This window comes from Bacillus rugosus (genome assembly GCF_023238245.1).
GTDB classification, from domain to species: Bacteria; Bacillota; Bacilli; order Bacillales; family Bacillaceae; genus Bacillus; species Bacillus rugosus.
In genome coordinates, this window is record NZ_CP096590.1 from 3,812,803 (window position 1) to 3,839,401 (window position 26,599).

Annotated in this window: 26 protein-coding genes; 8 read left to right on the top strand and 18 right to left on the bottom strand. The window is 44.6% G+C overall.

The genetic code is table 11. The features are described 5' to 3' along the window. The first annotated feature begins 342 nt into the window (after positions 1–342). Positions 343–2,763, top strand: a complete 2,421-nt coding sequence (vpr, locus tag M0696_RS19335) for a serine protease Vpr (RefSeq protein ID WP_248602297.1) — start codon at positions 343–345, stop codon at positions 2,761–2,763. Between the two features lie 34 nt (positions 2,764–2,797). Here the strand turns inward: vpr and M0696_RS19340 are convergent, their stop codons facing one another. From M0696_RS19340 to rodA, 3 genes are all read right to left on the bottom strand, one after another. Then, complete coding sequence (locus M0696_RS19340) at positions 2,798–3,799, bottom strand: LLM class flavin-dependent oxidoreductase (RefSeq protein ID WP_248602298.1); 1,002 nt, start codon at positions 3,797–3,799, stop codon at positions 2,798–2,800. A 175-nt stretch (positions 3,800–3,974) separates the two neighbouring features. Further along, positions 3,975–4,724: an oxygen-insensitive NADPH nitroreductase gene (gene nfsA, locus M0696_RS19345; RefSeq protein WP_222142258.1), complete on the bottom strand. Its 750-nt coding sequence runs from the start codon at positions 4,722–4,724 to the stop codon at positions 3,975–3,977. A 105-nt stretch (positions 4,725–4,829) separates the two neighbouring features. After that, positions 4,830–6,008, bottom strand: coding sequence for a cell shape-determining peptidoglycan glycosyltransferase RodA (gene rodA, locus M0696_RS19350; protein ID WP_166846904.1), 1,179 nt, complete (start codon positions 6,006–6,008; stop codon positions 4,830–4,832). Between the two features lie 496 nt (positions 6,009–6,504). Between rodA and ywcE the strand changes: the two genes are divergently transcribed. Continuing rightward, entirely contained in the window at positions 6,505–6,768 is a 264-nt protein-coding gene (gene ywcE, locus M0696_RS19355; RefSeq protein ID WP_003227411.1) for a spore morphogenesis/germination protein YwcE, read from the top strand. Positions 6,769–6,809: 41 nt separating this feature from the next. On the opposite strand, the gene qoxD is transcribed toward ywcE, so the two are convergent. From qoxD to qoxA, 4 genes are read right to left on the bottom strand one after another with little or no spacing between them, the layout of a single operon-like run. Beyond that, complete coding sequence (gene qoxD, locus M0696_RS19360; RefSeq protein WP_015384989.1) at positions 6,810–7,184, bottom strand: cytochrome aa3 quinol oxidase subunit IV; 375 nt, start codon at positions 7,182–7,184, stop codon at positions 6,810–6,812. A 1-nt stretch (position 7,185) separates the two neighbouring features. After that, complete coding sequence (gene qoxC / locus M0696_RS19365; RefSeq protein WP_166846902.1) at positions 7,186–7,800, bottom strand: cytochrome aa3 quinol oxidase subunit III; 615 nt, start codon at positions 7,798–7,800, stop codon at positions 7,186–7,188. A 13-nt stretch (positions 7,801–7,813) separates the two neighbouring features. Further along, positions 7,814–9,763 (bottom strand): cytochrome aa3 quinol oxidase subunit I, encoded by a 1,950-nt coding sequence (gene qoxB / locus M0696_RS19370; RefSeq protein ID WP_003222173.1) that lies wholly within the window; start codon positions 9,761–9,763, stop codon positions 7,814–7,816. Between the two features lie 27 nt (positions 9,764–9,790). After that, positions 9,791–10,756 (bottom strand): cytochrome aa3 quinol oxidase subunit II, encoded by a 966-nt coding sequence (qoxA, locus tag M0696_RS19375; RefSeq protein WP_079287695.1) that lies wholly within the window; start codon positions 10,754–10,756, stop codon positions 9,791–9,793. 513 nt (positions 10,757–11,269) lie between these two features. Here qoxA and M0696_RS19380 point away from each other — a divergent pair. Continuing rightward, on the top strand, positions 11,270–11,515 hold the full coding sequence (locus M0696_RS19380; RefSeq protein WP_003222176.1) for a GlsB/YeaQ/YmgE family stress response membrane protein: 246 nt from the start codon (positions 11,270–11,272) through the stop codon (positions 11,513–11,515). 70 nt (positions 11,516–11,585) lie between these two features. Here M0696_RS19380 and galT read toward each other — a convergent pair whose 3' ends face one another. The 4 genes from galT to M0696_RS19400 all read right to left on the bottom strand — a co-directional run bounded on the left by galT (position 11,586) and on the right by M0696_RS19400 (position 15,461). After that, positions 11,586–13,127, bottom strand: a complete 1,542-nt coding sequence (gene galT / locus M0696_RS19385; protein WP_222142259.1) for a UDP-glucose--hexose-1-phosphate uridylyltransferase — start codon at positions 13,125–13,127, stop codon at positions 11,586–11,588. Positions 13,128–13,130: 3 nt separating this feature from the next. Next, positions 13,131–14,303, bottom strand: a complete 1,173-nt coding sequence (locus tag M0696_RS19390; protein WP_222142260.1) for a galactokinase — start codon at positions 14,301–14,303, stop codon at positions 13,131–13,133. An 85-nt stretch (positions 14,304–14,388) separates the two neighbouring features. Beyond that, the gene (locus M0696_RS19395) at positions 14,389–14,772 is read right to left on the bottom strand and encodes a GtrA family protein (protein ID WP_166854570.1); all 384 of its coding nucleotides are present in this window, start codon (positions 14,770–14,772) and stop codon (positions 14,389–14,391) included. Between the two features lie 17 nt (positions 14,773–14,789). Further along, positions 14,790–15,461, bottom strand: a complete 672-nt coding sequence (locus M0696_RS19400; RefSeq protein WP_166846893.1) for a TetR/AcrR family transcriptional regulator — start codon at positions 15,459–15,461, stop codon at positions 14,790–14,792. Positions 15,462–15,811: 350 nt separating this feature from the next. On the opposite strand from M0696_RS19400, the gene slrA reads away from it, so the two are divergent. The 3 genes from slrA to M0696_RS19415 all read left to right on the top strand — a co-directional run bounded on the left by slrA (position 15,812) and on the right by M0696_RS19415 (position 18,259). Next, positions 15,812–15,970, top strand: coding sequence for a transcriptional regulator SlrA (gene slrA / locus M0696_RS19405; protein WP_248602299.1), 159 nt, complete (start codon positions 15,812–15,814; stop codon positions 15,968–15,970). A 442-nt stretch (positions 15,971–16,412) separates the two neighbouring features. Further along, positions 16,413–16,721, top strand: coding sequence for a DUF485 domain-containing protein (locus tag M0696_RS19410; protein ID WP_166846890.1), 309 nt, complete (start codon positions 16,413–16,415; stop codon positions 16,719–16,721). Continuing rightward, positions 16,718–18,259: a solute symporter family protein gene (locus M0696_RS19415; protein ID WP_248602300.1), complete on the top strand. Its 1,542-nt coding sequence runs from the start codon at positions 16,718–16,720 to the stop codon at positions 18,257–18,259. The genes M0696_RS19410 and M0696_RS19415 overlap by 4 nt, the downstream gene beginning before the upstream one ends. Before the next feature lie 29 nt (positions 18,260–18,288). Here the strand turns inward: M0696_RS19415 and M0696_RS19420 are convergent, their stop codons facing one another. The 7 genes from M0696_RS19420 to cidR all read right to left on the bottom strand — a co-directional run bounded on the left by M0696_RS19420 (position 18,289) and on the right by cidR (position 25,400). Then, complete coding sequence (locus tag M0696_RS19420; RefSeq protein ID WP_003236051.1) at positions 18,289–18,891, bottom strand: DsbA family oxidoreductase; 603 nt, start codon at positions 18,889–18,891, stop codon at positions 18,289–18,291. An 88-nt stretch (positions 18,892–18,979) separates the two neighbouring features. Further along, positions 18,980–20,230 carry an iron uptake transporter deferrochelatase/peroxidase subunit gene (efeB, locus tag M0696_RS19425; RefSeq protein WP_248602301.1) on the bottom strand — a complete coding sequence of 417 codons (1,251 nt, stop codon included), beginning with the start codon at positions 20,228–20,230 and terminating at the stop codon, positions 18,980–18,982. A gap of 18 nt (positions 20,231–20,248) precedes the next feature. Then, positions 20,249–21,406: an iron uptake system protein EfeO gene (gene efeO, locus M0696_RS19430; protein WP_248602302.1), complete on the bottom strand. Its 1,158-nt coding sequence runs from the start codon at positions 21,404–21,406 to the stop codon at positions 20,249–20,251. Next, positions 21,403–22,848: a ferrous ion permease EfeU gene (efeU, locus tag M0696_RS19435; RefSeq protein WP_248602303.1), complete on the bottom strand. Its 1,446-nt coding sequence runs from the start codon at positions 22,846–22,848 to the stop codon at positions 21,403–21,405. Before efeU ends, efeO begins: the two co-directional genes overlap by 4 nt. A gap of 155 nt (positions 22,849–23,003) precedes the next feature. After that, a complete protein-coding gene (gene thiE / locus M0696_RS19440; RefSeq protein ID WP_166846877.1) occupies positions 23,004–23,672 on the bottom strand; it encodes a thiamine phosphate synthase in 669 nt (222 codons plus the stop codon). Further along, positions 23,669–24,487, bottom strand: coding sequence for a hydroxyethylthiazole kinase (gene thiM, locus M0696_RS19445; RefSeq protein ID WP_166846873.1), 819 nt, complete (start codon positions 24,485–24,487; stop codon positions 23,669–23,671). The genes thiE and thiM overlap by 4 nt, the downstream gene beginning before the upstream one ends. A 7-nt stretch (positions 24,488–24,494) precedes the next feature. Next, positions 24,495–25,400, bottom strand: a complete 906-nt coding sequence (cidR, locus tag M0696_RS19450; protein WP_166846870.1) for a cidABC operon transcriptional activator CidR — start codon at positions 25,398–25,400, stop codon at positions 24,495–24,497. Between the two features lie 105 nt (positions 25,401–25,505). On the opposite strand from cidR, the gene M0696_RS19455 reads away from it, so the two are divergent. Both M0696_RS19455 and M0696_RS19460 read left to right on the top strand, forming a co-directional pair. Beyond that, positions 25,506–25,892, top strand: coding sequence for a CidA/LrgA family holin-like protein (locus M0696_RS19455; protein ID WP_222142266.1), 387 nt, complete (start codon positions 25,506–25,508; stop codon positions 25,890–25,892). After that, positions 25,874–26,551 carry a CidB/LrgB family autolysis modulator gene (locus tag M0696_RS19460; protein ID WP_222142267.1) on the top strand — a complete coding sequence of 226 codons (678 nt, stop codon included), beginning with the start codon at positions 25,874–25,876 and terminating at the stop codon, positions 26,549–26,551. Before M0696_RS19455 ends, M0696_RS19460 begins: the two co-directional genes overlap by 19 nt. Positions 26,552–26,599: the final 48 nt, after the last annotated feature.

Here is a 26,599-nt window from a genome sequence, read left to right on the forward strand (position 1 = left end):
AGTTTTTAGAAGTTTTGTTGAAAGCTGAAAGAAATGAAATGAAAATTGGAGAACCGCTTTAAAAATTTTATACACAAGTTATCCCAAAGATAAGAACAACTTAATCACAATAGATATCCACATGTCCACAAACTCTATCTATATTTTGTATAGGAACATATATTCCCAACTATATATATACACAGGTTTATTCACTTATACACAGGGTTCTGTGTATAACTCCTTCCTTATTCACAAACAAAATCCAATAAATGGTCCAAATGACACAAGGATTTTTTTGAATTTTCAAGAAATATATACTAGATCTATAACATTTTTTCTAAACACAAAGGGGGAAATACATTGAAAAATGGGATCATTCGCTTTCTGCTTTTAAGTTTTGTTGTATTTTTTACGTTATCCACAGGTATGACAGGAGTACAGGCAGCTCCGGCTTCTTCAATAAAATCAGCTGACCTGGAAAAAGCTGAAGTATTCGGTGATATCGATATGACAACAAACAAAAAAACAACCGTTATCGTGGAATTAAAAGAAAAATCCTTGGCAGAGGCGAAGGAAACGGGAGAAAAGCAAACGAAAAGCAAGCTGAAAACCGCTCGTACCACTGCAAAAACCAAAGCCCTCAAAGCGGTGAAAAACGGAAAAGTAAATCGGGAGTATGAGCAGGTATTCTCTGGCTTTTCTATGAAGCTCCCAGCTAATGAGATTCCAAAACTTCTTGCAGTAAAAGACGTAAAGGCAGTATACCCGAACGTCACGTATAAAACAGACAATATAAAGGATAAAGACGTTACGCTCTCCAAAGACGCTGTATCTCCGCAAATGGATGACAGCGCGCCGTATATCGGAGCGAACGATGCATGGGATTTAGGCTACACAGGAAAAGGCGTCAAGGTTGCCATTATTGATACCGGAGTTGAATACAATCATCCAGATCTGAAGAAAAACTTCGGACAATATAAAGGATACGATTTTGTAGACAATGATTACGATCCAAAAGAAACACCAACGGGCGATCCGAGGGGCGGAGCAACTGACCACGGAACACACGTAGCCGGAACTGTGGCCGCAAATGGAACGATCAAAGGCGTAGCGCCTGATGCCACGCTTCTCGCTTACCGCGTGTTAGGCCCTGGCGGAAGCGGCACAACGGAAAACGTCATTGCCGGCGTGGAACGTGCTGTACAGGACGGAGCAGATGTGATGAACCTGTCTCTTGGAAACTCATTAAACAACCCGGACTGGGCGACGAGCACAGCGCTTGATTGGGCCATGTCAGAAGGCGTCGTTGCGGTTACGTCAAACGGCAACAGCGGACCGAACGGCTGGACAGTCGGATCACCTGGCACATCAAGAGAAGCGATTTCCGTCGGTGCTACCCAGCTGCCGCTCAATGAATACGCCGTCACATTCGGCAACTATTCTTCAGCAAAAGTGATGGGCTATAACATAGAGGACGACGTCAAAGCGCTCAATAACAAAGAGGTTGAGCTTGTTGAAGCGGGAATCGGCGAAGCCAAGGATTTTGAAGGAAAAGACCTGACAGGCAAAGTCGCCGTTGTCAAACGAGGCAGCATTGCATTTGTGGATAAAGCGGATAACGCTAAAAAAGCCGGCGCCATCGGCATGGTTGTGTATAACAACCTCTCTGGAGAAATTGAAGCCAATGTGCCAGGCATGTCTGTGCCAACGATTAAGCTTTCATTAGAAGACGGCGAAAAACTCGTCAGCGCCATGAAAGCCGGCGAGTCAAAAACAACATTCAAGTTGACGGTCTCGAAAGCGCTCGGTGAACAAGTGGCTGATTTCTCATCACGCGGCCCTGTTATGGATACGTGGATGATTAAACCGGATATTTCCGCACCAGGCGTCAATATCGTCAGCACCATCCCGACACATGATCCTAACAACCCATACGGGTACGGATCAAAACAAGGAACAAGCATGGCATCACCTCATATTGCCGGAGCGGTTGCCGTTATCAAACAAGCCAAACCAAAGTGGAGCGTAGAACAGATCAAAGCCGCGATCATGAATACCGCTGTCACCTTAAAGGATGGCGACGGAGAAGTGTATCCGCATAACGCCCAAGGTGCAGGCAGCGCGAGAATCATGAACGCGATCAAAGCTGACTCACTCGTCTCACCTGGAAGCTATTCATACGGTACATTCTTGAAGGAAAACGGAAACGAAACGAAAAAAGAAACGTTTACGATTGAAAACCAATCTTCCATTAGAAAGTCATACACACTTGAATACTCATTTAACGGCAGCGGCATCTCCACATCCGGCACAAGCCGTGTTGTGATTCCGGCACATAAGACCGGAAAAGCCACTGCAAAAGTAAAAGTCAATACAAAGAAAACAAAAGCCGGCACCTATGAAGGAACGGTTATCGTCAGAGAAGGCGGAAAAACCGTCGCCAAGGTCCCTACATTGCTGATCGTTAAAGAGCCGGATTATCCGAGAGTAACATCTGTCTCCGTCAGCGAAGGATCTGTACAAGGCACCTATCAAATTGAAACCTACCTTCCTGCGGGAGCAGAAGAGCTGGCGTTCCTCGTCTATGACAGCAACCTTGATTTTGCAGGCCAAGCCGGCATTTATAAAAATCAAGATAAGGGCTATCAGTACTTTGACTGGGACGGCACGATCAATGGCGGAACCAAGCTTCCTGCTGGAGAATATTACTTGCTCGCCTATGCTGCAAACAAAGGCAAATCAAGCCAGGTTCTGACTGAAGAGCCTTTTACAGTTGAATAATAAGAAGCCTGCCGATTCGGCAGGGCTTTTTAGATTAATTCGCAAATGCCTCCTGCAATAAACGATAAGAATGGAGCTTATCTTCAAAATGATGCGTAATGGTCACCGCCATGATTTCCTCTGTTCCATACGCCTTACTCAAAGATAACAACTGCTCCTTCACCTGTTCTTTCGTGCCAACAATCATTCGATTTCGATTATCAGCAATTCGTCTCTGTTCATAGGGGGAGTACGTATTTTCCCGAACAGCTTCATACGAAGGGACTCCTTCTAAAGGAATGCCCTGCTCCCCTGCCAAAAGCGTAAAATCAAGCACTGCCGCAAGCTCCTCTGCCTTCTCCTCCGTGTCAGCACAAAGAACAAAAACAGCAGCTGCCGCTCGGGGCGTGTCCCCTAACACAGACGGCTTAAATCGTCTCTTATACTGTCTGACAGTATCCTCTCCGCCCTCTCCATTGATAAAGTGGGCAAACATATAGCCAGCACCTGACTCAGCGGCGAGCAACGCGCTTTCTCCAGATGAGCCAAGCAGCCACACATCCGGCGCGGTGGAAATATGCGGCGCAGCCGTCAAATTCGGAAAACGGTGTTTGTCATCCGCCAAATCATGCAAATACATGGTCAGTTCCTTGATTTGCTGCGGATACTGATCAGCATTGCGCTTCCCGCCGTCATTCAGCGCCCATGATGCAATCGGCATTCCCCCCGGTGCCCTGCCAAGCCCTAGATCAATTCTTCCCGGTGTCAGCCCCTCCAGCACACGGAAATTCTCAGCTACTTTATAAGCACTGTAGTGCGGCAGCATGACTCCGCCTGATCCAACACGGATTCGCTTCGTTTGTGCCGCTATATGACTGATCAGCACCTCAGGGCTTGACCCTGCCAGCCGCCTTGAAAAGTGATGCTCAGAAACCCAAAATCTCTTATATCCAAAGCCCTCAGCAGCTTGCGCAAGCGCAACGGTTTGCTGCAAGGCTGTTTCTGAACTGCTGCCCTCTGATACTGGAGATTGATCTAATATACTTAATGAAATCATCCCTACCACCTCATCCTCATCGTATCACTGATCCCATATTTTTTCTCCAAAGCCGCTCACACTGCTTATCAGTGTCTCCCAATCATTCGCCATTTATTTGTGACAGCATGTCTCTATTTGTCGGAATATGTTACACGTGAAACATAAAAACCCCTCCGAAGCGGAGAGGTTTACTTTAGTTTTTATTAAAGCCTTTTTCTTTCACATAGTCATTTAAATACGTACGCGGCTTCTGCTTCATAAAGTTCAGAATCTGATCAGACCACGTTTCTTCCCGCTGTCCGTTTGTTCTTTCTCTATAATAATCAGAAATGGTTTGATCATACGCATTCATGGTTTCACGGAAATCGTCTGCATTTACATTATACGTATTCTCATGATAGACAGCCTGCTTTGGCAATCTCGGTTTTTTGCCGGATAGGTTTGCAGGATGGCCTACTGCCAGACCGAAAAGCGGAAGCACATGGTCAGGCGTTTGCAACACCTCTGTCACCTTGTCCAGTTCATTCCGAATGCCGCCGATATAGCAAATGCCAAGCCCCATAGATTCAGCGGCAATACTCATATTTTGCGCTGCCAGCGCAGCATCAATTAAGCTGACCATAAACATTTCCGTATTTTCGAGCAGCTCAGAGATATTTTCGCCTTTTTCCTCAGCCAGTTTTTGGTGGCGGTGTAAGTCCGCACAAAATACAAAAAAGTGTCCGTTGTTCTCAACGTAAGGCTGATTTCCTGCAAGCACAGACAGCTCACGTTTTTTCTCAGGATCGGAAACCCCGATAATCGAATATGCCTGCACATAGCTGGACGTAGACGCTGCCTGCGCACTTTTCACTAAAGTATCAATTTCTTCAGCTGTCAAAAGCTGATCAGTAAAAGATCGGATCGACCGATGATTTAAAATGGTTTCGATTGTGTTATTCATCACAAGAACCTCCTTATCTGTTTTTATCATATCCGAAAAAAAGTGAACTCAAAAGCGAAATGCTCTGTAATAAAAAAGACAGCCTTTTTCAAGGCTGTCTGCACATTAAGAATTAAAGAGATAACTTCTGTATTTCGTCAGCTGCACACTTGCGTTATACACAATCCCGAAACCAATCAGCGTGGAAAGTGTTGAGCTTCCTCCGTAGCTGACAAACAGCAGCGGAATCCCGGTAACAGGCATAATGCCGATGTTCATTCCGATATTCTGGAATGTATGAATCACAATTAACGCCGTATAGCCAACGCAAAAGAAAGAAGCGAAACGGTTAAACGGATGTATTTTGTCAATCAGAACGACAAGCCTGTAGATTAAGAAGAAGAACATGATGACGACAAAGGCACAGCCTAAAAACCCAAAGGATTCACCTATTATAGAGAAAATGAAGTCAGTCGTACTTTCTGGAACATAAACCTTTAAATCAGAAATACCGTTTCCTAAAATGCCACCAGATCCTATAGCCATGATAGCTTGATCAACTTGCCACCCGCTATCATCATTCTGTGTTTCATTTGAATCAGAAACCCAAGAAGTAACCCTCTTAATTTGATATTCCTGTATTCCGACTGATTTAGCAACGTCGGGAAAGTTTATCATTACTAATAAAATTAATGAAATGAGTAAGATACCTGAACCAGCAATGATTGTTATCAGTTTCCAATTGATGCCCGACATGAAAACCATTACAAGGACGATAAACATACATATTCCCGCAGTCCCAGCATCTTGCATCAGGATAAGACCAACAGGGATAACTGCGACACCCGCAATCTTTAATAAAAGGTGAATATCATCTCTAAGTGTCCGCACTCCTTTAGGATTGGCTTTTCCGATGACTGAAGCTAGCATCATAATCAAACCAACCTTCATGAATTCTGACGGCTGTATAGTTATTCTCCCAAACCTAAACCAACTTTTTGCCCCTTTAATGACCGGTGCAATGGACTCAGGACTGATCTTAAGAATAATCAAAGATAATATACCAATGATAAAAATATATAAACTTAACTTTTCAAGCTGCTCTAAATCAAAGTACAACAGAACTGTAATCGCAACAGCTCCTAAAAGATAAAAGACAATTTGCTGTATCCAATCCGTGTTCCCATACTGCCCAAACTGACCAGCAGCATAAATTGATACTACGCTTATAATAAAAAACACACCAAATATAAAAATCAAATCCCCCTGGTAAAAGGGACTTTGCTGCTTCTTATATCGACTCATTCTATCCCGCCTTACATTTTCATCGGAAAATCACTAATGTTTATTATACATGAACCAAGTTCAAGATGACACGTGAAGCTCGCTTCCTTTTCTGTTTTTTGCGCATTTGCGGCGCTTTTTCTGCTACACGAAATATGACGTATCATAAACCGAAATGTTTCGATTGACACAAAACTTTTCAAATGAAAAAAACCCCCATTCCAAAGGGTTTGGTTAAAACCTAATATAATTTACGTGTTTCAATCCCAAATCGTTTATTCAAATCGGTGTTTCCTCATATAGAATCAGAGTTCCGTGTCTATATATTCTCCTAGCGAATTGATCTAAAAAATAAGACGATAGGGCCAGACCATTTCCGCAAAAACGTGTATCAATTTTTGGAAAACATGGTATAATAATTGTAACAGAATGTTCACAAAACAATCATAAAACAGACACAACTCAGTTCCTCTATTTCATTTTTGTAAACGCTGTCACAAAATGAAAGGAGACGGGTATGATGGACATGTTTTTTGCTTATTTATTGGTTGCCAGCGCAACTCCTCTTTTTATTTGGCTAGATAACAAAAAGGTCGCACTCTCAGCTATTCCGCCAATCATCTTAATGTGGGTATTCTTCTTCTTTTACGCAACTGAAAGCCTTTCTCCACTAGGACACACTCTCATGATTATCTTGTTTGCCGTCAACGTCATTGTCGCTCATATCGCCGCGTTTATCATTTACGGTCTTCCGTATCTTCGCAGAAAGCGAAGCAGCTGAAGACAGCAAAAAACCCTCTTCTAACGAAGAGGGTTTTTGTATTATTCGTTGTGGCCTGAATGCTCTGAGTGTTCAGCGCCTCCAGGAGGATTTCCGTCCATATGGTCACCATGGTGATAGTGAGCTGCGAAAATCCAGATGGATCCAAGTACGATAACGATCGCGCCGAAGAATCCGAACAGCGTGTTTCCGACTTGGATGGTTCCGTTTTCGCTCTCTGTCATGTGCATGAACATGAGAAGCTGCAGCGCCGCCTGGATGAAGGCGAAGCCGAAAATGATCCAAAGTTTTGCTGATGAGCTCAGGTCAGTATATACTGCAACCCATAGAGCCAGCAGGGTCAAAACGATAGACAGTGCAAAGCCTACAATGTGCTTCCATGGAAAGTGACTGTGTTCAGCAGATTTGTTTGCCATTTTACAGACCCCCCAATCCCATGAGATAGACACCTGTAAAGATGAAAATCCATACAACATCTAAGAAGTGCCAGTACAAGCTTGAGATAAAGATTTTAGATGAAGTTTGCGGAGTTAGGCCGCGTTTCTTCAACTGAATCAGAATTCCTGTGATCCAGAAAATACCGATTGTTACGTGAGTTCCGTGAGTTCCTAGTAAAACAAAGAATCCAGACCAGAACGCACTTGTACCGAGAGAAGCTCCTTCATGTACATAGTGGACAAACTCTGTAATCTCAAAACCGACAAAGCCAGCGCCGAGAAGAAGAGTGATAATTGTCCAAATGACTACGCCTTTTAAACTTCCACGGCGCATTTCATGAACAGCGATCCCGCAGGTAAAGCTGCTGATAAGCAGCAAGAACGTCATAATCATTACCAGATTCACTTCAAACAGTTCGTCCGGTAAGACACCTCCTGCTGTTCTGTTTTTAAGAACGAAGAAGGTTGCAAATAGTGTTGAGAACAACACAATTTCTGCCCCTAAAAAGATCCAAAACCCGAGAATATTAAGTCTGCCGGTTTCAGATTGATATTCCATAGGCGCGTTAGAATTGCCGTGTTCTGCATGTTCCATAACTCACGCCTCCTTATTCGGAAATCTTTCTTTCCGTCTCTTTTATTTCATCAACACTAATGTAGTAGCCGTTGTCGTATTCGAATGAACGCAGAACCATGCAGAGCAGGACTCCGATCAATCCAACTACGCCCATCCAGTACCATTCAAAGACAAGTCCAAAGCCGGCGATACCGAAGGCAACAGACATAAAGAACGGTCTGCCTGAGTTGCTTGGCATATGGATTTTCTTGAATTTGCTTTCAGGGTATAACTCGGTTTTTTCTTCTTTCATATGATGGAATGCATCTTTAGATTTGACTTCAGGAAGCACCGCAAAGTTGTAATGCGGCGGAATCGCAGATGAAGTCGCCCAATCAAGGCTGCGTCCCACACCCCATGAATCTCCGCTGATTTCACGAGTAGAGTAGCGGAAGCTGTAGTAGATGTTATAGCAAAGGATTAAGAATCCTACACCCATCATGAAAGCTCCGACAGTTGAAATAAAGTTCAATGTTGTCCAGCCGTCATTCGGTCCGTATGTGTAAATACGGCGAGGCATGCCTTGAAGCCCCAAGAAATATTGCGGGAAGAAACAAATATTGAACCCGATCATAAAGATCCAGAAGAACCATTTTCCGATTCTTTCGTTCAGCTTGTGGCCGAACATTTTTGGATACCAGAAAATAAATCCGGCGAAACAAGCAAATACAGTACCTGCGATCAGCACATAGTGGAAGTGAGATACAAGGAAGTACGTATTATGGTATTGATAATCCGCTGCTGCCATCGCAAGCATAACCCCAGTAACCCCGCCGATTACGAAGTTAGGAATGAACGCAAGCGCCCACAGCATAGGCGTTGTAAAACTGATTCGGCCTTTATACATGGTAAAGAGCCAGTTAAAGATTTTAACCCCGGTCGGAATCGAGATAGCCATTGTCGTAATTGAGAAGAAAGAGTTAACGGACGCACTGTTCCCCATTGTGAAGAAGTGGTGGGTCCAAACTAGGAAACTCAATACGGAGATGGCGATAATAGAACCAACCATCGCTGTGTAACCAAACAATTGTTTTCTTGCAAAGCTTGAGATAATCTCAGAGAAAATACCGAATGCCGGAAGAATAACGATATATACTTCAGGATGTCCCCAAATCCAGAACAAGTTCGCCCAAAGCATCGGCATACCGCCTGCTTCCAATGTGAAAAAGTGAGCACCGAACAAACGATCAAATGATAAAAGTGCTAAAGCTACTGTAAGTACAGGGAACGCAAACACGATAATAACCATTGTGATCAGTGTTGTCCATGTGAACATTGGCATACGCATTAATGTCATGCCTTTTGTTCTCATTTTTAAGATTGTTACCATAAAGTTGATCCCTGTCATCAGGGTACCGATACCGGCAATCTGAAGTCCGAGGAGGTAGTAGTTCTCACCCGGCCCAGGGCTCATATCGTTACTTGCAAGCGGCATATAACTTGTCCAGCCTGCGTTCGGAGAACCTCCGATAACGAAAGAAATATTGAAAAGCATCGCCCCTACGAAGAACGTCCAGAAGCTCAGGTTGTTCAAGTAAGGGAACGCAACGTCGCGAGCACCGATTTGAAGAGGTACAACAACGTTGATAAGACCGATTAGGAACGGCATCGCCATGAAGATGATCATGATTGTACCGTGAGTTGTAAAAATTTCATTATAGTGGTTTGAGTCTAAAAAACTGTTATTCGGAAGCGCTAGCTGGGCACGCATCATCAGACCGTCGACACCGCCGCGGAATAACATTATTACAGCAGATATAATGTACATGATTCCGAGTTTTTTATGGTCAACAGTAGTTATCCATTCAGACCACAGCCATTTCCACTTTTTGAAGTAAGTCAGTACAAAAATAATGGCAATGGTTGAAAGCGCAATGGAAACTTGTGCGCCCAGAATTAATGGGTCACCAGTTACGAAAAATTCGTCCCATTTGAATTTCATGCAGGCTTCCTCCTTTCCTGATCAATATCATTCTTCTGTATCATCAGACTTTTTAAATTCATTTTCTTTTACGTTTTCAAACGGATCTGTTTTAGAGTGCGGTGAAACGGCTTGGTAGCCAAGGCGTTTGCGGGCCTCCATCGCGTATTCTGCGTCTTGTCCGTGATCAACGTATTTTAAGTGAGTAGAAGAGAACGTTAATTCGTCCACATTTTCAGGAAGCATTAATTGATCATACTTCTCTTTTGTCAGCTTAGGAGCCTCGTTTTGAGTCTTTTTCACCCAGCTGTTAAAGTCTTTTTCTGTTACTGCATTCACATCAAACTCTTGGTCTGCAAAATGTTCACCAGTGAAGTTCGCGTTGCGGCCTTCATAAGTTCCCACTTCATCAGCCTGTAAGTATTGATCCATCAGCATTCCTGCCATCGCATATTTTTGTCCTCCAAGCTGAGGAATCCAAAGCGAAGCCATTGAATCTGCAGATGAAATTTTGAACAAGATCGGGCGGTCGACAGGAATGTTTAAGTAGTTGACCGTTTCAATATCCTGTTCAGGGTAGCTGAATACCCATTTCCAGTCTACCGAAGTAGCATAAACAACAAGAGGTTCTTTGTCCTTTGTTGCTTCAGGAGCTTTTTCTAACGAATATATCGTCTGTACGGTTGGCACAGAAAGTGCAATGACGATTAAAATTGGGATCACTGTCCAGACTACTTCTAAAAACGTGTTACCGTGAATTTTTGGGTTATAAGATCCATTATCTTTGCCTTTACGGTCGCGGTATTTTACTAAAATAATGGTAAATAGAACAAAGACAACCCCGACGATAAACAGCATAAATCCGATAGATAACAGGATTAAATCACTTTGCTGTTCAGCTACCGGCCCTTTTGGATCTAGTACCGAAGCATTGCTGCATCCCCCAAGGACGAAAACCACAGTTAACAGCGCTAATACAAGCAACGGTTTTAATGCTCTGAACAAGAAGATCACCATCCTTCCTATTGATGTAATAAATCTGAAGTGCATACTTCCTCAAAATCTTTTCTCTACTTTGTTATGCTATCAAAAAGTTCACTTATTAGCTTTATTTTTTTATAAACTTCATCCCATTTTCGCTTAAATGTCATAAAATCGACAAAAATTGCTCCAACTTTATTCACATCTATCGCTTAAGATGAAAAGTTTCTAGTTATTTCCGCATATAAGTAAAGAAAGATGATGAAGAACTAATTCTGACAAATAAAGGTTTACCACAATAAAAAACTTAGGTCAATCAAAAATTTCATTTTGTTAAACTTTCTAGAAAGGAATTAATTTTTCCTTGTCTAGCATCTTTTCACGCGATTACCATTTTAACGCAACCAATTTTGAATGAAAAGGCTTAATAAAGCGGCGATATGCTCTGAACTGTTCCCATTTTTTAAGAGAGCATCCAATTGTTTATCCTATACAAAAAAGAGGAATGATATAAGCAAATAAATATAAAATAGGATGTGTTGCATAATGAGTTTTATTATTTCCCTTATCGTCGCCATTATTATCGGATGGCTTGGCAGCCTGTTTGTTAAAGGAGATATGCCTGGCGGAATTATTGGGTCTATGATCGCGGGTCTTATCGGTGCGTGGATCGGGCACGGGCTGCTGGGAACATGGGGCCCAAACCTAGCGGGATTTGCCATTATTCCAGCGGTGATCGGCGCAGCCATTGTTGTATTTCTAGTAAGCCTGTTAGCCAGAAAAAGAGGATAAAAGCAACAGTGCCCAAAGCATCAGCGCTTTGGGCATTTGTTTTGCGAAGGATAACGAAAAAGCCTCAACCCTAGAGGTTGAGGCTTTTTACTGGTTTGACGCCTAAATGGTCGATAAATCTTCTGAAGGCCTGTTTTCCTTCCGTTGTCTGTTTAAATACACCAGCGTGTTCAAGAATGCGCGCGAATACATGTCCTAGCTCTTCCTTTATGACTAGATCCGCATTCTCTTTTGTTATCGTTCTTTTTTCCATCATCCGAAGAGCCCACTCCTGATGCTTTGCTGTGAGCGGATTTTGTTCTAAAGCTGTTTTCGGATCAGCAGAGCATAGCGCCGCTGCCATTTCTTTCATTTCTTTCTGTAAACGGCCCGGCAATATCGCCAATCCCATGACCTCAATCAGGCCGATATTTTCTTTTTTAATATGGTGAACTTCCTGATGAGGATGAAATATTCCTAATGGATGCTCCTCATCCGTCCGATTGTTTCTCAGCACGATATCGAGTTCATACAAGTCTCCCCTTCGCCGCGCAATCGGCGTAACCGTATTATGGGGAGTATCACCTGTATAGGCGGCTATGCCGGCTTTTTCATCGGAATACGTTTGCCATGTGCGGAATATATGATCAGCAGCTTCGGCAACATGGCCCGGTTTGTCTCCTTGGAGCCTGAGCACGGACATCGGCCACTTCACCAAGCCCAGCGTCACGCCGGGATAACCATTTAAATCATAAACATCTTCCGCTTCTGCACGTGCCATCGGAAAATCGTGCGCCCCGCCTTGAAAATGATCATGGCTTAGGATGCTGCCGCCAACAATTGGCAGATCCGCGTTTGAACCGATAAAATAATGCGGATATTGCCCGAGAAATGACAGCAGCCTTTCAAATGTTTTTCTGCTGATCTCCATCGGTTCATGCTCACCCTTTAAAACGATGCAATGCTCTGGATAATAGACGTATGGCGAGAACTGCAAGTACCATTGTTCGTCTTTAAGAATGACCGGGATGATTCTGTGATTTTGGCGTGCCGGATGATTCACGCTTCCCTCAAACCCGACATTTTCTTTACACAGCAAACACATCGGATAATTTGTCTGCGCCTGCTCTTTTGCAGCTGCAATCGCTTTTGGGTCCTTTTCGGGCTTTGATAGATTAATGGTCATTTCCAGCTCGCCATATTCGGTCGGCACCGTCCAATGAACATTTTTTGCGATCCTGTCTGACCGGATATAATAGACATCCTCTGAATATTGATAGAATTCCTTTGTTGCCTGTTTTGGGCCGTATAAGGCTTTTGTCTCTTCAAACTTGCGAATGACCTCAGACGGAGCAGGTACGAAACATCCCATCAGCTTTGCGCTGAGCAAGTCGCGGTATGTGTCTGTATCCGCTTCCATTCGCCCGTTTTCCACAGCCCATTTGTAAATGGGAGAAAGCAAGTCCGGCAGGCTTTGGGCCTGCTTAGTGCAAGTGTGGGAGTCCGGCTCGGGATGTTTGATGTCCAACGCTTCATAAAGGCGGTTTCTCGTATATTCCCGATCCCAGATCGAAATCAGTTTTCGTTCAAGGCCATACTCCAGCAGATGTTCCAGATGTTCAACAATACTCATGTGTCACTCCCCCTTTAGCTCTCTCGCTCCCTCTCCGATATCAGCGACATAAAAATCCGCTTTGAGCCCTGTTTTTTCTTGATATCTATCTCCAACCTTTTGGATAAAATCATCAACAAACGCATCTTTTACAATGCTGATCGTGCAGCCGCCGAAGCCCGCTCCCGTCATTCTTGAACCAATCACACCTTCGTGGTCCCACGCTGCAAACACAAGCTCATCAAGTTCTGGGCATGTCACTTCATAATCATCCTTCAGTGAAAGATGGGATTCCTTCATTAACCGCCCGATTTCATCTATATTGTTTTCCTTGAACATATCGGCCGTCTTGATAGCACGGTGATTTTCGTATACAGCGTGCTTTGCCCGGCGTCTGTTCGTTTCATTTTTGATCAGGCTGGAGTGCGCGTCGAAATCAGAGGGCTTGATATCGCCCAGCGAGGCAATACCGAGTGCTTTTTGCAGATCTAGCAATGCGTCATTGCACTCTTGGCGTCTTGTATTATAGCTCGAATCTGCTAATGCCCTTTTTTTGTTCGTATTCGCGATGACCAGCGCGAGTCCTGAGACATCGAGTTTGCTATATTCATAGTCCAGCGTGTCGCAATTCAGCAGCATCGCATGATGTTTTTTCCCCATTCCGATTGCAAATTGGTCCATAATCCCGCAATTGACACCGATAAATGTGTTTTCTGCATGCTGCGCCATTTTTACAAGCTCAAGCGCATCCACTTCAGGATGAAAATAGCTTTGGAGCACGACTCCCATCAGCAATTCAATAGAAGCAGAGGACGACAGCCCCGCCCCGTTTGGAATATTCCCTGAAAATATAATGTCAAAGCCATGGGGAACTGAATAGCCCCTTTGCTGAAATTCATAAATGACGCCTTTCGGATAGTTCGCCCAGTCGTCTTCCTTTTGATAGCAAATGTCGTCGAGGCTGCATTCCTTGATGCCTGCGTCTTTAAAGTTATCTGAATACATCCGGACAAGCCCGTCGTTTCTTTCTGCAACAGCAGCATATGTACCCATTGTCAGCGCGCACGGAAACACATGCCCGCCGTTATAGTCTGTATGCTCCCCAATCAGATTCACTCTTCCAGGTGCGAAAAAAAACCGTAATCCCTCTTTTTCTCCGAATACACTTGCAAATATCCCCTTTAGCTCTTCCCGCATGTGCAATCACCTTTCATGGTTTTTATTTTTTTACTTCCCCTTATTTCTTCAGCGAAAACGATAGATCATATGCTGCTGTTCCCTGTCATACCCCTTCTTCTTTTGTCTTTTTAAAGACAAGCCATTTGCTTGCGGCATAGTTGACGACAACAATGACCGCGTTGTCTAGTATTTTGGCCAATGTTTCATTTGTATTGAACTGGCCGACAAGAATGATCATCATGCCTAAATCTATGCCAAGAGACAGGACCCGAACGCTGAAGAAGGCTGTGATCTCTTTCATCAGGCTTTGCAGGTCATGTGTTTTTTGCTGAAATACATATAATTTATTTGTTATGTAAGCAAACAGCACGGACAAAATCCAAGCGGCGACAGTAGCGGCTTTGTAATCCATATTTATGATCTCTACCAATATATAAAAGCTGGCGATGTTCACAATGGTTGTGAAAACCCCCATAATGATATACATAATCATTTCTCTATACTTCACTGATGTTCCTCGCTTTCTGAAAAACTTTTCAAAATTCTTGGCCTCACATGCTCTCTTTCTGGAGTAATGAAAACCGATAGTGCGTCTAAAAAGCTGCGGAATGTGGCAGGCTTGTCCAATACATACGATTGTTTGATGATTCCGTCGAGCACTGCACATATTATTTTAGCCGTATATTCCGGATCAATACAGGCGTCAATGAGCTTTCTCTCCTTCAGCCACTTAATATATAATGCATTTTCTTCCACCCACAATTCGTACAGCCGAACATAGGCCTTGCATTTCTGAAGGACTTTATACGTCGGCATATTCATGGCAAATGAGGTAATCTCCCACGACGGCTTATTTATGTAATAGGAATAAAGCAGCTCTGCGGCATGTTTTGAAGCCTCGTCCAATGTCAGCGGTTTCACTGAGATTTGCTCCATTTGATCAAGATACCCTACGATGATCGCTTTTTTCATCTGGCGTTTTTCGAGAAGATGCTGCAGAAAATCCTCCTTGCTGACAAAATGAACATAAAACGCTCCTTTGCTGTATCCGGCCGCTCTGCTGATGTCCTCTACAGAAACCGGATCATACGCTCGGTCAATCAACAAATTTAAGCCAGCGTCTATAAAACTTTCAAATGTTGCTTCTCTTTTCATTTGAAATTTGTTTTTTTTCATATTTTTCTCCAGGCGATATGATTACCCTTATCTTACAACGGATCAATCTTTAGCGGTATTTATTTCTTTGAAAGCTTGTGCTATTCGGTTACCCCGGGGTCATTTTTAATAGGCTGAATGATTTATTTTCATTTGCATACTATCCAGTCAGTATTTAATTGTTTATTATTATAAATAAGATTCATTGGTTATATTAGTCATTTTTTTAGGGAATAGGTAGGTGGTTTTTCCTTCAGTTTGTGAACACCGAGCAACTATGTGTGAAATTTGTTGTACTCGCCTCATCATCGCGCCGGCTCGCCTTATGGCCCGCATGTTGCAGGAAACATTTTATACAATTGGAGGTTACTATGAAAACTCATGTTAAAAAAGATTTGGACAAAGATTGGCATATGTTAATACAAGAAGCTAGATCCATTGGGTTAGGCATTCGTGATGTGAGGCAGTTTTTAGATTCTGAGACAGCATTGAGAAAGAATAACCACAAAAAAACCGTCCGCCAAGACTAATCCGAGCAGGCGGATCTATTACCTCTGGCTTTTCTATCATCTGATCTGAGTTTTCACCATATCCTCTATTCGAAAGCGATTGCTGCGCCCGAGCTTGAGGACAAACGGTGTGTCAGCTAACATACGACAGACAGCCGGTGATGCGGTCACCTCTTGGCACATGCATTGTCATAAAGAGGTGATGCGAACATCTATTAACCGGGCTCTGGTAAACAGCAGCTTTTGCAGAGAACAAGCTGCATTCGGTGAGGTTTTGATAGCAAACTCGCGTAACGCGGCCGAGCTGGAAAACCTTCGCCTGTCTTTATACCGTTATGTTCACCTCTTCACGACTTCCTTCTTTTTTCATCCTCCAGATGTTATTCAGCATAAATCAGACTTTCAGTACATACCTATTGGTGTACCTTTTTGCTTACGTTTAGCGAACAAAAGGAGGAAATCCATGTACAAAGCTGATTACAAACAGATTGCTGCAACGCCGTCTTTTCAAGCTTTTTTAAAGCAGAAACGCGCTTTTATTGTTCCTTCTGCGATTTTCTTTTTTGTCTTTTATTTTTCACTTCCTGTTTTGACGTCTTATTTCACCTTTTTGAATGCGCCGGCCATTGGAGCTGTTTCATGGGCTTGGCTGTTTGCCATCGCCCAATTCGCCATGACCTGGATCCTGAGTACCGTGTATTCCCGAAGGGCGGCACATTTCGATCGTTATGCAAGCGCTTTAAAGGCAGATCTGAAGGGTGAACAGACATGAATATGACTGCTTTTCTATTATTTTTAGCGATTGTCGGCCTGACGCTTATTATCACGTATTTTGCCGCGAAGAAGACGAAAACGACGAGTGAGTTTTATACAGCGGGCGGCGGTCTCACCGGTGTTCAGAATGGACTGGCAATTGCCGGCGACTACATGTCCGCGGCCTCGTTTCTCGGGATTGCCGGAATGATTGCTTTATATGGATTTGATGGATTCTTTTACAGCATCGGTTTTCTGGTGGCTTATCTCGTTGTCTTGTACATCGTGGCGGAACCGCTTCGGAATCTTGGGAAGTATACGATGGCGGACATGATTGCGGCTCGTTTTAAAGAAAAGAAAATCCGCGGCGTCGCGGCTCTGAATACCATTGCCATCTCTACTTTTTATATGATTGCCCAGCTCGTGGGGGCGGGCGCGCTGATCAAACTGCTTCTAGGGCTGGATTATACTATGGCGGTTCTCATCGTCGGGATGCTGATGACCATTTATGTCGTGTTTGGCGGCATGATCGCGACAAGCTGGGTACAAATTATAAAAGCGGTTTTACTGATGGCCGGCACACTCGTGATTTCGATCATCGTGTTTTCGAAATTCGGCTTTAACCTCAATACCATGTTTGAGCAGATGAAAACAGCGACGCCGCTTGGCGCTGATTTCTTAAATCCCGGAAATAAGTACAAGGTGCCGCTAGAGACCTTGTCGTTAAACTTGGCACTCGTGCTGGGAACTGCCGGGCTTCCGCATATTTTGATCCGGTTTTATACCGTTAAGGATGCCAAGACGGCCCGGACATCCGTTGTATCAGCGACATGGATTATCGGTGTGTTTTACATTATGACGGTATTTCTCGGCTTTGGCGCTGCTGCGTTTGTCGGTTTTGACGCGATTACGGCGGCTGATCCAGCGGGAAATATGGCGGCTCCGCTTTTAGCAAAAGCGCTCGGGGGAGATTTTCTGTTCGCGTTTGTGTCAGCCATCGCCTTTGCTACCATTTTAGCTGTCGTGACAGGATTGGTGCTGTCTGCCGCCTCAGCATTTGCCCATGATATTTACAGCCAGATTATCAGAAAGGGAGAAGCAACTGAAAAAGAACAGATGAAAGCGGCCAGGTGGGCTTCTGTCGCCGTGTCGGTGCTCTCGATTCTCCTCGCAATTTTTGCACAGTCCTTAAATGTGGCGTTCCTTGTCGCACTTGCGTTTGCGGTGGCGGCCAGCGCAAACCTCCCTCTGATTGTGTTTACGGTATTCTGGAAGAGATTTAATGCTACAGGCGCTTTGTGGGGCAGCCTGACAGGCCTGATCAGCGCGCTTGTGCTAGTGTCGATAAGCCCTAGTGTGTGGGATCCGTCCGGAGGTGCTATTTTTACAGGCGATCCGCTTATTCCGCTTTCTAATCCGGGCATTATTTCCATCCCGCTCGGCTTCCTCGGTGCATGGCTCGGAACAGTGCTGTCGTCAAATAAAACGGTCGATGAAGATACGTTTGCAGAAATACAGGTGAAGGCACATACTGGCATTCATATGGAGCAGGAGTAAAAAAGCTCTCTTGTATAGAGAGCTTTTTCTTACTTTTTCTGCTGTTCGTCAGAAATTGCTTTTTCAAATACGTCCTTGCCGGCTGCTCCCGGAATGACAGTGTCGCCAATGATAAAAGTTGGAACGGCTGTGATGTCAGCCTCTTCATAGGCGTGCTTTAAGGCTTGGCGCTGTACGTCCTGATATGTTCTTGATTCCAGTGCGGATTTGAATGAGGCTCCGTCTAGTCCCACTTCCTCAGCAAGCTTCGTCAAGATGTCAATGTCGCCGATATTTTGGCCCTCTTGGAAAAACGCTTGAAAGACACGGGTGTTGTATTCATGTCCTTTATTGTATTCCTTTGCAAAGTGGAAGCCTTCAAACGCCAGATCTGTATATGGATGAGGCGAGACGTTTGGAAAATTGATCTCGACTCCTAGTTTGTCCGCCATTGGCTGAATGGATGTCTGCCACATGTACTGCTTGGAAGGGTCATTGACCGGGTCAAGCTGTGGAGATGGGCTTGGTCGCAGTTCAAAAGGCATCCACTCGACGTCAACATCCTTTCCTTTTATCGCTTCTTCAAAAGCGGCTTTTCCTATGAAACAAAATGGGCAGACGTAATCTGAATAAACTTTAATGTGTACTGTCATGATAATCTCCTTTCGTATAGATTGATTTTAAACTGTAACAATAAAAGTTACAACTGTTTTTTAAAAAAGAAGCCGATAAAGGCTTCTTTTATGATTCCAGCAAACGCTGGGCAATATATTCTCCTTTTTTGCAGCCGCCTGGGCATGCATATAAAGCAGAACCGATTGTTTGCGTATATTCGTTTAACGCATCCTTTGCCGAAAGGGCCTTCAGCATGGGGATGAACTGATTGTCGGGATTTTTTTGAAAGCTGATAAACAGGAGACCCGCATCCATATAGCCTGTTTTCGGATTAAGTCCTTCCGTGTAAGAGAAAGCTCTTCGCAAAATTTGTTTTCCCGTAGATTTCGCAAGGCTGACGTGTGAATTTGACGGGATTTGATTCAGCTTCACGGGATCTGTTTCCTTTTTCTGACCGAAAGGCGCCCCCGAGCTTTTTCTGCGGCCGAAGGTATCCTCTTGGTCCTTGAGGGAAGACCGGTCCCATATCTCAAGGAACATTTTGATTTTTCGAAAAGCCATATAGGTGCCGCCCGTCATCCAGTCAGGCTCACCGGACTGAATCCACACGATCGAGTTCATCAAGGTATCATCCTTCGTGCTCTGGTTGCCTGTTCCATCTTTAAACCCGAAGAGGTTGCGCGGCGTTTCACCATTTTGTCCCCCGCTTAAAAAGCCTTTGTTCACAAAGCGGACCTCACAGGTGCCGATCGCTTGATTCAGCAGGTTTCTCAGCGCGTGAAACGCCACTTGTTCATCGTCTGCGCATACTTGAATGCAGATGTCTCCGCCTCCCTGTTTTTCATCCAGATTGTCATTCGGCATTGCTGGAAGAGCGGCAAGGTACTTCGGTTTTTTGTTTTTCAGGCCGAAGCGGTCCTTTCCGTCTTTTTCAAAAAAGCCAGGCCCGAATCCGAATGTGACCGTTAAGTTGGAAGGGGATAAATCAGCGGATTCACCTGTATCCTGCGGCGGCAAATATTGATTTTTCTGCTCAGCTGACATTTTCTTTCCTGACGTCAGCATCTGTGTCAGGCTTGTCCAGTTTCTGAATAATGTAATGATGTCGCTCTTCTCTTTTGCTGTTACATCCAGCGCAGCAAAATAGACATACGTTTGATGGGCAGTTGTGATTCCGGCCTGATGCTTTCCGTAAAACGGAACGACATGCTCATCCTCTTTTTCATCCTCACTTGATGACTTAGCCGCGGTCTGAACAAGCGGAGCGAGACCGCCAAGTCCGCTGGCACCGATCGCAACGGCCGCACCTGCCATCGCTCCCCATTTTAGGATGTCCCGTCTATGAATTTGTTCAGGCTTTTTTTGTTCATCGCTCATGCTGTTACAAAACTCCTTTTATAGTACATTCGCAATCTTCGACATGGTTTCAGAAAGAGTCGTCAGCTTTGTGCTCAGCTCTCTGATTTGATCTTCACTTAATTTATCATAAGACGTATAGGACGGATCATTTGTTTTATATTTTGCCATTAAAACTTCAAATTCGCTGAACTCCGTATCCAGTTTTTCCGTCAGGTCAGAGTGATCTTTAACAAGCGCGCTTTTTACTGTTTGATAAACTGCCTCGGAGCCTTCCACATTCGCCATGAGGTCGACTAAATCGATTCGTGAGTAGCGCTCTTCTTCTCCCGTTATTTTCGAAATGCCGGCTTCGTTTAGAAGTTCCATCGCGCCTGCTACAATTTGTTCAGGTGTTAATTTCAGCGATTCAATTGAACCGTCAAGCTCTTTTACATCCTTGATTAGTTGGTCAGCCGTTGCCTTTTCCCCGGAAATATCTTGATCCTTCCAAATGGCTTTCTCAAGTTTATGGAAACCTGTCCATTTGTCCCCTTCTTCTACATCGTTTTCACGGGCGTCAATTTTCGGATCAAGATCTCCGAGGCTTTCAGCGATCGGTTCGATTCGCTCGTAATAAACACGTGCTTTCCCATATAATGTTTTAGACTTTTCGATATCGCCGGATTTAACAGCGCTTGTAAATGCTTCAGTTGCTTTTACAAGCTGATCGCTCTGCTCTTTGACATAGCCTTTATACTCATCCGCTGCTTTTGCCAGCTGATCACTTGCCTTTTTGCTGCTCTTCTTCGCTTCTGTCAGGTCTTCTAAGGATGCTTTCAGTGACTCGGATTCTGTCTTGATTTTGTCAGTATCCGGTTTGTCTTTCTGAGCCTCTGTGTAGATGGGCTGAAGGTGCTTTTCGATCTCTGTATATTCGAACGGATAATCGCTGCGAATATCATTTTCAAAGGAAAGCCAGTAGCTGTTTAACTCTTCCCCCTTCTTTTCAATCTCTTTTTGGTCGCCTTTTTCAGCTGAATCATTCAGCTTGGAAATGATGGTTTCCATTTTATCTACGGATGCAGTGATCTTTTTGCTGACCCCGCTTTTTTCAGCTGAAGCTTTTTCTTTGGTTGAGGATGTGTCATTGGCTCCGCAGCCTGCGCACAGTGCAAGGATACATCCGGCTGATACAGCGATTTTTGTAAAATTCATTTTGTCAGTTCCTTTCCGTTTGTAAAATGTTTTGCCGCTTCTGAGACAAGCGCAATCAGTAAAAAGAGTAAAATCAGCAATTGTGGAATCGTGCTGTACACGGACGGATAAATTCCAAGCACCGATACAGACGGCAGCCAGCTTTCTGCATCAGACGGGAGAATGCCCGCCAGCTGCAGGCTGTGAACGCCTGTTCCGAGAAATTTCACGCACATATACAGGACGACAGCCATGGACAGAAGGAAAAACGGTTTCAATGGAATACGCATTCCGAGCTTGATCATCAGAACACCGACGATGACGAGGACGATAAGCCCCGCGGCAGTTCCGCCGATCAGTTCAGTGAGCGGAAGCTTCCCAACAAGCCCGATGAAAAAGATGACCGTTTCGAGCCCTTCTCTTACAACTGCCAGAAATGCAATGAGCGCAAAGGAAAGCAGGCTTTGTTTTTTCAGTGCCTGTGACTTCTGGATATTGATTTTTTCTCTCCATTTATCCATTGAGGCATTTCTATGCAGCCATACTCCGACATACAAAAGCATGACTGCGGACAGTACGCCGGTGACCCCGCCAAGCAAGAAATTGTTTTCTCCGAATACACTGGAGGAAAACAGTAGCGTGACACCGATGCCGGCTGCCAAGGACACAGCCATGCCGGCGGACGCCCCGCTCCAGATCCATGCCGAGGAACGCGTAACAAGGGCTTTCTTTGTCATGGTTAAAAGCGCTCCGATGACTAGCAGGGCCTCCATCCCTTCACGAATCGGGATCAGCGCCGCATCCCACCAGCTGTAGCTGCTTGAAGCGATCGGCTCGAGCAATTGAATCATTTCGTCAATTTGCTTTGATACCTTTTCGGGATGGCTGCCAATCTCAGCCTTCATCAGCGCCAGATTTTCCTCTGATCTCGTATAGGCTTCTTTCGATTGGGAAACGACGTCTCCCTCAACAGCGAGCCAGGATGTAATTAAATTGTCGATTGCTGATGACGCTTCATCCAATTGGCTTTTTTCTATTAACTGTTTTGTGTCTTTCAAGCTTTGTATATAGGCTGTTAAGGACGCCCTTGATTGACCCGAGGATGTCTTTTTCAGCACGACACCCTGCTGATAGGTTTCTAAATGAGAAGAAAGCTCTTCAAGCTGTGTTTTGAGCTTGTCTGTGTCTTGATTGATGAAAGAAAGAGAAATCATCGCGATATTCGAGTCCATTTTGCTGTGGGAAGAAAGGTTTTCCTTCTTAATAGAAGGTTCTTCTTTTTTCCACTTTGCCTTGAATGTTTCAAACGTTTGTTGTGCCGAGTCCATATCTCCGTCTTTTATGGATTCGATCATTTGCTTGTTTAATTGAATCAGCGCAGCAATCGGATCGTCTTCCGCATGTACCGCAGAACTGCAAACCATCAACAAGCTGAATAAAATAAGTGCCAGCCCCCGATTCATCATGCTCCTCCTATAACTGAAAATGATTATCATTGTATAACATAATCATAGCCAGTTCCTGTTCTTTGTCAATTAAAATTTGAAGGTCTAAAAACCTTGATATAACGCAAAAAGACTGTCCTTTATAGAACAGTCTTTTGTAGGAAGAAGAACGTTTATCTTCCTGTTTTATACGTTTGAATTTCTTCATGAAACTTGCGTGCGGCATCCTCTGGATCCTCCGCCTGACTGATCGCGCTGATCATACTGACACCATCGGCCCCCGCTTGGATAACAGGTGCGGCATTTTCGATTGTGATGCCGCCGATGCCGACAATTGGAATGTCGATGCCTTGGCGGCGGACCGCTTCGATAAGAGATACACCTTGCACAGCTCTCGTATCCTTTTTCGTTTCTGTCGGGTAGATTGGCCCGAGTCCGACATAATCCGCGCCATCTTCTTCGGCTTGCTTCACCTCAGACATTGTATGGGTGGAAACGCCAAGAATCATATTACCTATAGCGTCTCTTACTTCTTTTGCGTTCGCGTCTTCCTGGCCGATATGGATACCGTCAGCCTTCAATTTCAGAGCCAGCTCCACATCATCATTGACAATGAAAGGAACCCCGGCTTCACGGCAGGCTTCTTGCACTTTTTTAGCAAATTCAATCCGTGCCTCTCCTGTCAGCGCATCCCCGCCCTTTTCACGAAACTGGTACAGAGTGGCGCCACCTTTTAACGCTTTTTGTACGACTGTGACAGGGTCGGCTGTCGTATTGTTTGACCCCATAATGAAGTAAACAGATAATAACTCTTTCATCATTTCCCGAGAAATACGTGTCATGAGACAGTCACCCTTTCTATTGTCGCCAGTTCTTGGACGTCTTGTTCAGTAACAGATGAAAGCTTGTTCAACAATTCAATCTGAAAGCTTCCCGGACCTTTGTCAGCTGTTTGCTGCGCGGCAAGCTGAGCTGCGACCCCATACGAAGAAATGGCAGCAATAGCCGCAAACAATGGATTTTTTTCCACAGCACAAAACGCACCGACAACAGATGTCAGCAAGCAGCCGGCGCCTGTCACTTTCGTCAGCAGCTTGTGGCCGTTATGAAGGGTATATACGTTTGATGTGTCGGCTATGACATCAACTTCTCCAGTAATCGCAATAACCGTGTTTAGTTTTTGTGCCGCCTGCTGGGCCAGCCGGATGATGTCGCCTCCGCCTTCTCCCGCATCAACGCCTTTGATCAGCCAATCGTTCACGCCGACGGTATGGGCAATTTCCGCAGCATTTCCTCTGATCGCAGAGAGGCGCACCTCACGAATGATGTCACGCGCCGATTCAGTGCGGAACAGTGTTGAGCCGGCACCGACAGGATCAAGAATGACAGGGACGCCATGTTCATTGGCTGATTTTCCCGCAATGATCATCGCTTCGACTGATTCCTTGCTCAGTGTTCCGATATTTAATACAAGTGCACCCGCAATCTTCGCCATGTCGGCGACCTCTTCTTTCGCATATGCCATAACGGGTGATGCACCGAGGGCGAGCAGGCCGTTTGCTGTAAAATTCGTTACGACATTATTGGTTATGCTGTGCACCAGAGGGCTATGCTGGCGGACAGCAGTAAGGCATTTTGCTGCTGATTGTGCATCCATGTTTGCATCATCCTTTACTCTCTTTTTTCGGGTCCCATAAATAAGATTTCGTATGTTCGAGCCAAGCTCTGGCCGCAAAGGACAAGTAGCGGTCTTTTCTCCAAATAATGGCGAGGTGCCAAGGGATAACCGGATCGACAAGCGGAATGACTTTCACTTTTTCCGGGTCAAGCCCACGGCAGATTCGCTCCGGCAAAAGCCCGATTCCGAGGTTGGCTGACACCATCTCACTGATAAAATCCCATTGTGAGGTTTCATAAATGATATGGGGCCGGAATCCAGCCTTGATACATTCCGTCATAATTCGATTGTGCAGGACAAAATCCTCCCTGAAGAAAATAAAAGGCTCGTCCTTCAGCTCACGCAGCCTGCACTCTTTTTCGTCTGCCAGCCGGTGGGAAGGGTGAACGACAAGCATTAAGGTTTCTTTTACGATTGTAAACGAATGATAGATGTTTTCGTTTGCGGGAAGAACGACAACGCCGATATCAAGTGAACCGTCCCCGACACCTTCTTGGACTTTTATAGAACCGTCTTCGACTAGCTGAAAGGTGATATTCGGATAGTTTTCACGAAAATCGCCGAGCACTCTCGGGAAAAATCCCGATCCAATCATCGGCGGCAGTCCAATCCGCACGTGTCCTTTCTTGACCTCCATAATATCATTTAATTCTGACGTCAGGTTTTGAAATGATTTAATAATTTCTTGCGCCTGTACATACATGCTCTGGCCGGCGTCAGTCAGTTCCACCTGCCTGCCGTTGCGGTAAAACAGTTCAATCCCGAGCTCTTCTTCTAAATTTTTGATCATTTTTGATATCGTTGGCTGAGAAACATATAGGGATTGGGAAGCCTTCGTAAAACTTTTTAAACGGGCGACTTCCAGAAAATATGTTAAATGGCGGATATCCATGTACTTCACCCTTTCTATAGACAAAAGGAATACTTATTATTCTTTATATATATTTTACCTATAGCGAGACCTTATGTACAATATGAATATAAGGGAGGCATCAATATGAAAAAACTGTTGCTAACCGTTATTCAAATCGCTCTGTTATTTATATTTGCTCGGCTGATTAATTCGGTGACAGCCCTTCTTCATATAAATATTCCCGGCAGTATAATTGGGATTGTGATTCTTTTCACATTATTACACTTTAAGATCATCAAGCTTGAATGGATAGAGCTTGGCGCAGCGTGGCTTCTCGGGGAGCTGCTTTTATTTTTTATCCCGTCTGCCGTCGGAGTGATTGAATACGGAGACATTATGTCGAAATTTGGTGTCAGCATTCTTCTTGTTGTCATCATCAGCACGTTTGTCGTGATGGTGTCTACAGGAACGCTTACACAAATCATTGCAAAAAGAAAGGAGAAAAAGCATACGTGTTCATCGGAATTGTAAGTTTGTTTTTAACGGTTTTGGTGTATGTAGGAGCAAAAAAAGTATATCAACGTTTTCCGCGTGTCTATACGTCGCCGCTATTGGTGACGCCCGCTGTGTTAGTCGGTCTGCTGCTGCTGGTGAATGTCCCGTACGAGTCATATAATCTCGGCGGCGAATGGCTGACCGATATGCTTCAGCCGGCTACCGTGGCATTCGCGATCCCGTTATATAAATATTTCCCTGTTTTAAAGAAATACGCAGTGGAAATTATTTTGAACGTGGCCGTCGGTTCATGCATCGCGATTATTTCAACCGCTCTGATTGCGAAATGGCTTCACCTCGGCACCGGCTTAATTGATAGCCTCGTCCCGAGATCAGTGACAACACCGATCGCAATGAACGTATCGGAAATGATCGGCGGAATGCCTGCCGTCACAGCCGTGTTTGTGATTTTGACCGCTTTGTTAGGCACAGTAATCGGCCCGATGGTCATCCGCTATTTCCGCATTGATAATGAAATTGCGCGGGGCGTGCTGCTCGGCACAAGCGCACACGGAGCGGGAACGTCAAAAGCATTTGAACTTAGCTCTGTGTCCGGTACGATATCCAGCGTGTCAATGATCTTAGCAGCGATTATGACACTTTGCGCAGCGCCGTTGTTACTATCATTTATGTAAGAAAAAACTGTCCTCTCAAGGGCAGTTTTTTTTATGTGCTATCCCTTA

Excerpts from the sequence above, each read along its gene's own strand:
- qoxC (WP_166846902.1), bottom strand. The coding sequence starts at position 7,800 with ATGGAACATGCAGAACACGGCAATTCTAACGCGCCTATGGAATATCAA.
- qoxD (WP_015384989.1), bottom strand. The coding sequence starts at position 7,184 with ATGGCAAACAAATCTGCTGAACACAGTCACTTTCCATGGAAGCACATT.
- cidR (WP_166846870.1), bottom strand. The coding sequence starts at position 25,400 with ATGGATATCCGCCATTTAACATATTTTCTGGAAGTCGCCCGTTTAAAA.
- efeU (WP_248602303.1), bottom strand. The coding sequence starts at position 22,848 with ATGAATCGGGGGCTGGCACTTATTTTATTCAGCTTGTTGATGGTTTGC.
- thiM (WP_166846873.1), bottom strand. The coding sequence starts at position 24,487 with ATGGATGCACAATCAGCAGCAAAATGCCTTACTGCTGTCCGCCAGCAT.
- qoxB (WP_003222173.1), bottom strand. The coding sequence starts at position 9,763 with ATGAAATTCAAATGGGACGAATTTTTCGTAACTGGTGACCCATTAATT.
- M0696_RS19340 (WP_248602298.1), bottom strand. The coding sequence starts at position 3,799 with ATGATTTCATTAAGTATATTAGATCAATCTCCAGTATCAGAGGGCAGC.
- M0696_RS19455 (WP_222142266.1), top strand. The coding sequence starts at position 25,506 with ATGAAAAAACTGTTGCTAACCGTTATTCAAATCGCTCTGTTATTTATA.
- ywcE (WP_003227411.1), top strand. The coding sequence starts at position 6,505 with ATGATGGACATGTTTTTTGCTTATTTATTGGTTGCCAGCGCAACTCCT.
- nfsA (WP_222142258.1), bottom strand. The coding sequence starts at position 4,724 with ATGAATAACACAATCGAAACCATTTTAAATCATCGGTCGATCCGATCT.
- rodA (WP_166846904.1), bottom strand. The coding sequence starts at position 6,008 with ATGAGTCGATATAAGAAGCAGCAAAGTCCCTTTTACCAGGGGGATTTG.
- M0696_RS19420 (WP_003236051.1), bottom strand. The coding sequence starts at position 18,891 with ATGACAGTACACATTAAAGTTTATTCAGATTACGTCTGCCCATTTTGT.
- efeO (WP_248602302.1), bottom strand. The coding sequence starts at position 21,406 with ATGAATTTTACAAAAATCGCTGTATCAGCCGGATGTATCCTTGCACTG.
- M0696_RS19415 (WP_248602300.1), top strand. The coding sequence starts at position 16,718 with ATGAATATGACTGCTTTTCTATTATTTTTAGCGATTGTCGGCCTGACG.
- M0696_RS19410 (WP_166846890.1), top strand. The coding sequence starts at position 16,413 with ATGTACAAAGCTGATTACAAACAGATTGCTGCAACGCCGTCTTTTCAA.
- galT (WP_222142259.1), bottom strand. The coding sequence starts at position 13,127 with ATGAGTATTGTTGAACATCTGGAACATCTGCTGGAGTATGGCCTTGAA.
- M0696_RS19395 (WP_166854570.1), bottom strand. The coding sequence starts at position 14,772 with ATGTATATCATTATGGGGGTTTTCACAACCATTGTGAACATCGCCAGC.
- M0696_RS19380 (WP_003222176.1), top strand. The coding sequence starts at position 11,270 with ATGAGTTTTATTATTTCCCTTATCGTCGCCATTATTATCGGATGGCTT.
- M0696_RS19400 (WP_166846893.1), bottom strand. The coding sequence starts at position 15,461 with ATGAAAAAAAACAAATTTCAAATGAAAAGAGAAGCAACATTTGAAAGT.
- thiE (WP_166846877.1), bottom strand. The coding sequence starts at position 23,672 with ATGACACGTATTTCTCGGGAAATGATGAAAGAGTTATTATCTGTTTAC.
- slrA (WP_248602299.1), top strand. The coding sequence starts at position 15,812 with ATGAAAACTCATGTTAAAAAAGATTTGGACAAAGATTGGCATATGTTA.
- efeB (WP_248602301.1), bottom strand. The coding sequence starts at position 20,230 with ATGAGCGATGAACAAAAAAAGCCTGAACAAATTCATAGACGGGACATC.
- M0696_RS19390 (WP_222142260.1), bottom strand. The coding sequence starts at position 14,303 with ATGCGGGAAGAGCTAAAGGGGATATTTGCAAGTGTATTCGGAGAAAAA.